Here is a 6,164-nt window from a genome sequence, read left to right as displayed (position 1 = left end):
TATTATCAAAGAAAACTTTTTTTAAGAATTGCGGCTTGCAATAATATCCTTTTTTGAATTCAAATTATAATAATGATTAAACTTACAAAAAAATATATTAAATCTCAATTATACAAAAGAGAAGTATTCTCTGAAAAAAGTGAATACGGGCACGCGCTTATCATAGCTGGTAAAAAAGGATATATGGGTGCAGCCGTAATAGCTACAAAAGCAGCAATTCGCTCTGGAGTTGGGTTAGTAACAGTATGTGTGCCAGCAAACGAAAGGGTGATAATACAAACTTGCATTCCAGAAGCCATGCTTTTAATAAGGGAAGGGAATGAATATAACTTTGATAAGTTCTCTGCCATTGGAATTGGTCCTGGTTTAGGAACCGATAAAGTTTCTCAGGAACTGCTTCTTTCCGTGATAACGCATTATAAAAAACCATTGTTGTTAGATGCAGATGGACTAAACATAATTTCAAACAATAAAAATATTCTGAGTGAAATTCCATCAGAAACAATAATTACGCCTCATTGTAGAGAATTTGATAGACTTTTTGGAATTCATAAAAATAACGATGACAGAATTAAAACCGCAATTATAAAAGCAAAAAAATATAATTTAATTATAGTTTTAAAAAGCCATTGTACCGCAATTGTTTCACCAGAACAACTATTTTATAATACAACAGGAAATTCTGGACTTGCAAAAGGTGGATCTGGAGATGCTTTATCGGGTATTATAACATCCTTTTTAGCACAAGGATATTCACCCATAACAGCAGCAAATTTAGGTGTATTTATTCATGGTTTCGCAGCAGATATTACCATAAAATGTGAATCTATGGAAAGCATGCTTATTTCTGATGTTATAAATAATTTTGGAAAAGCCTTTAAAAAAATTAGAAAATAAAAATACAATCATGGAAAGCAATAAAAAAACACCGACAAAGAAAAACCTATCACCAAAACAGAAAAAAATTGCCCAAGTAATGCAGGAATTCAAAGAAGGCGATTTGCATTCTGGCAAGACAGAAACTATTGTAACCAATCCAAAACAAGCCATTGCCATTGCGTTGAGCGAGGCGGAAGGATTGAATATAAAAACGAATTAATATGTGTTTTTCAGCAGGAGCAAGTTTCACAGCAGGCGTTGTGCTTACTGTTATCGGCGTTGCATCAATTAAAAAAACTAATCATAAATCGCAACTTTTTTTTGCAAGTATTCCGTTTATTTTTGGCGTACAGCAATTTGCAGAAGGTATTTTGTGGCTTACAATTCCAATAGGAAATTATTTTGTTTTGCAAAAAATGGCAACCTATGTATATCTGTTTTTTGCACATATTCTTTGGCCATTATGGGTTCCAATTGCTATTTTATTAATCGAAAAAATTAGAACTCGAAAAACTATTCAAAAGTTTTTGGTTGTAACCGGAATTATAGTGAGTTTGTATTTGGCATATTGTTTATCAACATATAAAGTTTCAGCAGTAATAGAAGGGCATCATATCAATTACATTCTTGATTATTCTGATTTGATGAATAATTTTTGGATTTTTTTGTATGCATTAGCAACGATTGCACCGCCATTTTTTTCGCATATCAAACGAATGTGGATTTTAGGATTCACGATTCTTGTTTCGTATTTAATAACACAAATTTTTTACGAAAACTATATCCTGTCTGTTTGGTGCTTTTTTTCTTCGATTATTAGTATAATAGTTTATTTTTTTATTAAGGATATTTCAAAAAATTCATTACAAAGAAAACCTAACAATTAATTCCAATAAAAATGAAAAATATTTTAATAATAAATGGACATCCAGACAAAGAAAGTTTCTGTTTTGCAATTGCAGAAAGTTATAAAATGGGTGCGTACAAATCGAATGCAAATGTGAAATTGGTTCATTTGATTGAACTGAAATTCAATCCAATTTTGACTTATGGTTACAGAAAAATTAGTCCGCTGGAGCCAGATTTAATTCAAATTCAACAAGATATTTTGTGGGCGAATCATTTGGTTTTTGTTTATCCAAATTGGTGGGCAACTATGCCAGCACTTTTAAAAGGATTTATTGATAGGGTTTTTTTGCCAGGATTTGCTTTTAAATATAGAGAAAATTCGCCTTTTTGGGATAAATTACTAAAAGGAAAAACCGCCAGATTAATAGTAACAATGGATACTCCAAGTTGGTATTATTGGTTGATAAACAGAAGTGCTGGACACAATGCTATGAAAATTGGTGTGCTAAAATTTTGTGGAATCAACCCAATAAAAATAACCACATTTTCGCCCATAAAATCATCTGATGAAGCCAAACGAAAAAAATGGTTGAATGAAGTTGAGAAATTGGGATATGAACAAAAATAAATTTAAATAAAATTAATTGGTTTAAAGTAGCGATTTATGAAATTTAATAAAGAATGGCATTTAGCATATCGAATGCCAAAAAATGCAAAAATGCAACAAAGAACAGATTGGCATATTGAACATCAAAAAATTGTAGTTGCAGACCAATACCTCAAAAAATATTGGACGAAATAAATGCTAAAAAAAATGTTTAAAAAGTATTTTCTACAAATTGAATTAATCCAAAAATAAAATGACTTTAGAAGAAATAATAAATTACAGGCGTTCTGTTAGACATTACAAAAATCAGCCAATTGATGTTGAAAAAGTAAAACATTGTATTCAATTAGCCACATTAGCACCAAATAGTTCCAACATGCAACTTTGGGAATTTTATCATATAACAAATCCAGAAATGTTGAAAAAATTAGCCATTGCTTGTTTAGGTCAAGAATCGGCAACTACTGCGCAACAAATGGTGGTTTTTGTAACTAGGCAGGATTTGTATCGCAAACGAGCAAAAAAAATGATGGCGTTAGAAACTCAAAATGTGCTAGAAAACAGTCCAGTAATAAAACAAGAAAAAAGAAGTAAAAGTTGGAAAGTGTATTATGATCGAATAATGCCGTTTTTATACTTCCGTTTTTTTGGTATTTTCGGATTTATTAGAAAAATTATAGTCAACATTGTTGGGCTTTTCAGACCAATTGTGTATCAAGTTTCAGAAAACGACATGCGAGTTGTAGTGCATAAATCTTGTGCTTTGGCAGCGCAAACATTTATGTTGGCAATGGCAAACGAAAAATATGATACTTGCCCAATGGAAGGTTTTGATAGTAGAAAAGTGAAAAGTATTTTGAAATTGCAATATGGTGCAGAAATAAATATGGTGGTTTCTTGTGGCATTCGACAAGAAAATGGCGTTTGGGGCGAAAGAATGAGAATTCCTTTTGATGAGGTGTATCGAAAGATTTAGAAAATTGTAATCAACAATTATAAAATTAGTGAAAGTGATTAATGAGAAATCAAATAATGAATAGCCAATCCAAACTAATTCTAATCAAAACAATCCACACCATAATTTGGATGTTTTTTAATATAACTTTGTTTTATATGGCTTATGAAGTTATTTGGAATAAAATCGATACTTTTTTTTGGCTCGGATTTGGATTAATTATGCTAGAATCTATTGTTCTTTTATTTTTCAAAATGGTTTGTCCACTTACAATTATCGCTCGAAAATATTCTAATTCAAAAAAAGAAAGTTTTGATATTTATCTTCCAAATTGGTTAGCAAAATACAATAAAAAAATTTATACCACTTTTTTTATATTGATAATTTTAGGATTGATTTACAGAACTTTAAACGAAACAAAATGAAAACAAAATTTTCAGAAATCATAAATAGCGAAACACCAACTTTGGTCGATTTTTATGCCGAATGGTGTGGCCCTTGTAAAACTATGCAACCTATTTTAAAGGAACTTAAAGCAAACATCGGAGACAAAGTTAAAATCATAAAAATTGACGTAGAAAAAAACCAAGAATTGGCAAATTTCTATAAAATTAAAGGTGTTCCAACACTTATGCTTTTCAAAAAAGAGGAAATAAAATGGCGACAATCTGGCGTATTTTCTGCAAAACATCTGGAACAAATAATTAGTCAACATTCAAATTGAAAGTTTAATATTATGAAATCAAAAACTGCAAGAAACATTCATTTAATACTTTTGGCTTTCCTTGGTATAAGTGCAGTTGGTGGCGGTGGAACTTTAATAATTTCGCCATCAGGTAAATTGCTTGGCGGTTTGCCATTGTCCATATTAGATAATTCACCATTCGATAATTTCCTAATTCCTGGCATTATTTTATTTTTGGTTTTAGGTGTTTTTCCTATTTTTATTGTTTTTGCATTAATTAAAAAGCCAATTTCCAAATTTGCCGAACGATTTAATCTATTTTCAGATATGCATTGGGCATGGACATTCAGTATTTATATTGCTTTTGCATTGATTATTTGGATTCAAGTTGAGACTATTTTTATTCAAGGCGTTGGTTGGTTGCAAACATTTTATATGTTATTTTCCATACCAATGATTATTGTTGCATTATTACCACAAACCAGAAAAATTTATAAAAAATGAAGACAAATTATAAAATCCCAACCCAAACTCGCATCGGTCACGTACACCTGAAAGTGTCAAATTTGCAACGTTCAATAGAATTTTACTGCGATTTACTTGGTTTCGAAATTACGACAATGTTTGGCGAAGATGCCGCATTTATTTCTGCTGGTGGTTACCATCATCATATTGGACTCAACACTTGGTACAGCAAAAATTTTCCTTTATCGCACGAAAAAGGTGTTGGCTTGTTTCACACCGCAATTTTATATCCAACCCGAAAAGATTTAGCAACTATTTATGACCGAATTCTTAAAGCCGAATATCCATTTTCTGGCGCAGCCGATCACGGCGTTTCTCAAGCATTGTACTTGAATGATCCAGATAATAATGGTGTGGAATTGTATTGGGACAGACCAAAAGAAGAATGGCTTTATAACGAAGATGGCACAATTGTAATGTATTCAGCCGCCTTGGATTTAGAAGATTTATTGAAAGAATTATAAAAAGGATTTTAGATATTAGATTTCAGATATTAGATTTAGTGAGAGTAAATAATTAATTGTCAATTTCACATTTTTTAAATTTGCAATCTAAAATCTACAGTCAGCAATCAAAAATCATAAACTATGGATTCATTCACACACATAGCACTCGGCGCTTGTATGGGCGAAGCATTTGCAGGAAAAACATTGGGCAAAAAAGCAATGTTGTGGGGCGCATTGGCGCAAAGCATTCCGGATATCGATTTTGTAGCTTCGTTTTGGATGGATACATCTTCCAATTTATTGGCACATCGCGGGTTTACACATTCATTTTTATTCTGTATTATTATTACGCCGCTATTTGCTTTGCTTGCAGAATATTGGCACAGACCGCACAATATCAGTTTAAAACATTGGATGTTATTTTTTGGAAGTGTTATTTTTATACATATTTTTTTAGATGCATTCAATAATTATGGCGTGGGTTGGTTAGAACCTTTTAGTCACAAACGTTTTTCGTTTAATATGATTTATGTGGCTGATCCACTATTTTCTATATGGACATTTTTGGCGTGTTTGGCATTTATATATTTTAGAAAAAATACCGTTTACCGAAAAAAAATCTGGAAACTTGGACTTGGTTTTACTGGAATCTATTTATTGATATCTATTGCCATAAAAATTAAAATTGATTATGATGTCCAACAAGAATTACAACAACAAAAAATAAATTATACGCAATATTTTACAACTCCAGCGCCGTTTCAAAATAGTTTATGGTATGTAGTTGCAGGTAATAATAATGGGTTTTATGTTGGTTATAAATCAATTTTTGATACTAAAAACACAATCGATTTTAATTATTTTACTAGAAACGAAAATTTACTTCAAAAGATAGAAAATAAAGAAGAACTATATAAACTGAAACGTTTTTCGCAAAATTTTTATACCATAGAAAAATATAACGATACACTTGTTTTTAACGATTTACGTTTCGGACAAATGAAAGGTTGGGAAAATCCAAAAGGAAAATTCGTATTTCATTATTTTCTACACCAAGATTATGACAACACGCTTGTAGTACAACGTGGCAGATTTGTTGGTTGGAATGAAAAAACATTCTCTTCTTTATTTGAAAGAATGAAAGGGAATTGAATATTTTATGTTTTGATTCGTAGTCCTACAAGGTCTTTTTTGACCTTGTAGGTCTAAATTCCATAC

The 6,164-nt window shown here is 31.0% G+C and carries 11 protein-coding genes; all 11 read left to right on the top strand.

Annotated elements, in window-relative coordinates:
- Positions 1–72: 72 nt before the first annotated feature.
- The gene (locus tag RMN92_RS01685) at positions 73–897 is read left to right on the top strand and encodes an NAD(P)H-hydrate dehydratase (protein ID WP_309607730.1); all 825 of its coding nucleotides are present in this window, start codon (positions 73–75) and stop codon (positions 895–897) included.
- A gap of 10 nt (positions 898–907) precedes the next feature.
- Positions 908–1,099, top strand: coding sequence for a DUF6496 domain-containing protein (locus tag RMN92_RS01680; protein WP_309607729.1), 192 nt, complete (start codon positions 908–910; stop codon positions 1,097–1,099).
- A gap of 1 nt (position 1,100) precedes the next feature.
- Positions 1,101–1,766, top strand: a complete 666-nt coding sequence (locus RMN92_RS01675; RefSeq protein ID WP_309607728.1) for a DUF6629 family protein — start codon at positions 1,101–1,103, stop codon at positions 1,764–1,766.
- 11 nt (positions 1,767–1,777) lie between these two features.
- Positions 1,778–2,356: an NAD(P)H-dependent oxidoreductase gene (locus tag RMN92_RS01670; protein ID WP_309607727.1), complete on the top strand. Its 579-nt coding sequence runs from the start codon at positions 1,778–1,780 to the stop codon at positions 2,354–2,356.
- Between the two features lie 36 nt (positions 2,357–2,392).
- Positions 2,393–2,530: a hypothetical protein gene (locus RMN92_RS01665; RefSeq protein WP_309607726.1), complete on the top strand. Its 138-nt coding sequence runs from the start codon at positions 2,393–2,395 to the stop codon at positions 2,528–2,530.
- Positions 2,531–2,588: 58 nt separating this feature from the next.
- On the top strand, positions 2,589–3,311 hold the full coding sequence (locus RMN92_RS01660; protein WP_309607725.1) for a nitroreductase family protein: 723 nt from the start codon (positions 2,589–2,591) through the stop codon (positions 3,309–3,311).
- Positions 3,312–3,352: 41 nt separating this feature from the next.
- The gene (locus RMN92_RS01655; protein WP_309607724.1) at positions 3,353–3,715 is read left to right on the top strand and encodes a hypothetical protein; all 363 of its coding nucleotides are present in this window, start codon (positions 3,353–3,355) and stop codon (positions 3,713–3,715) included.
- Positions 3,712–4,014, top strand: coding sequence for a thioredoxin (trxA, locus tag RMN92_RS01650; protein ID WP_309607723.1), 303 nt, complete (start codon positions 3,712–3,714; stop codon positions 4,012–4,014). The genes RMN92_RS01655 and trxA overlap by 4 nt, the downstream gene beginning before the upstream one ends.
- 12 nt (positions 4,015–4,026) lie before the next feature.
- Positions 4,027–4,479, top strand: a complete 453-nt coding sequence (locus tag RMN92_RS01645; RefSeq protein WP_309607722.1) for a hypothetical protein — start codon at positions 4,027–4,029, stop codon at positions 4,477–4,479.
- Positions 4,476–4,964 carry a VOC family protein gene (locus RMN92_RS01640; protein ID WP_309607721.1) on the top strand — a complete coding sequence of 163 codons (489 nt, stop codon included), beginning with the start codon at positions 4,476–4,478 and terminating at the stop codon, positions 4,962–4,964. The genes RMN92_RS01645 and RMN92_RS01640 overlap by 4 nt, the downstream gene beginning before the upstream one ends.
- A gap of 123 nt (positions 4,965–5,087) precedes the next feature.
- Positions 5,088–6,098, top strand: coding sequence for a metal-dependent hydrolase (locus tag RMN92_RS01635; RefSeq protein ID WP_309607720.1), 1,011 nt, complete (start codon positions 5,088–5,090; stop codon positions 6,096–6,098).
- Positions 6,099–6,164: the final 66 nt, after the last annotated feature.

It is taken from the genome of Flavobacterium sp. (assembly GCF_031363805.1).
In the GTDB taxonomy this organism is placed as follows: Bacteria; Bacteroidota; Bacteroidia; order Flavobacteriales; family Flavobacteriaceae; genus Flavobacterium.
The sequence above is the reverse complement of the archived record's forward strand: the minus strand, read 5'-3'. Positions and strand labels throughout refer to the sequence as shown.

What these genes read in the sequence shown, in the direction of transcription:
- RMN92_RS01685 (WP_309607730.1), top strand. Translation starts at nt 73, where the DNA reads ATGATTAAACTTACAAAAAAATATATTAAATCTCAATTATACAAAAGA.
- RMN92_RS01680 (WP_309607729.1), top strand. Translation starts at nt 908, where the DNA reads ATGGAAAGCAATAAAAAAACACCGACAAAGAAAAACCTATCACCAAAA.
- RMN92_RS01675 (WP_309607728.1), top strand. Translation starts at nt 1,101, where the DNA reads ATGTGTTTTTCAGCAGGAGCAAGTTTCACAGCAGGCGTTGTGCTTACT.
- RMN92_RS01670 (WP_309607727.1), top strand. Translation starts at nt 1,778, where the DNA reads ATGAAAAATATTTTAATAATAAATGGACATCCAGACAAAGAAAGTTTC.
- RMN92_RS01665 (WP_309607726.1), top strand. Translation starts at nt 2,393, where the DNA reads ATGAAATTTAATAAAGAATGGCATTTAGCATATCGAATGCCAAAAAAT.
- RMN92_RS01660 (WP_309607725.1), top strand. Translation starts at nt 2,589, where the DNA reads ATGACTTTAGAAGAAATAATAAATTACAGGCGTTCTGTTAGACATTAC.
- RMN92_RS01655 (WP_309607724.1), top strand. Translation starts at nt 3,353, where the DNA reads ATGAGAAATCAAATAATGAATAGCCAATCCAAACTAATTCTAATCAAA.
- trxA (WP_309607723.1), top strand. Translation starts at nt 3,712, where the DNA reads ATGAAAACAAAATTTTCAGAAATCATAAATAGCGAAACACCAACTTTG.
- RMN92_RS01645 (WP_309607722.1), top strand. Translation starts at nt 4,027, where the DNA reads ATGAAATCAAAAACTGCAAGAAACATTCATTTAATACTTTTGGCTTTC.
- RMN92_RS01640 (WP_309607721.1), top strand. Translation starts at nt 4,476, where the DNA reads ATGAAGACAAATTATAAAATCCCAACCCAAACTCGCATCGGTCACGTA.
- RMN92_RS01635 (WP_309607720.1), top strand. Translation starts at nt 5,088, where the DNA reads ATGGATTCATTCACACACATAGCACTCGGCGCTTGTATGGGCGAAGCA.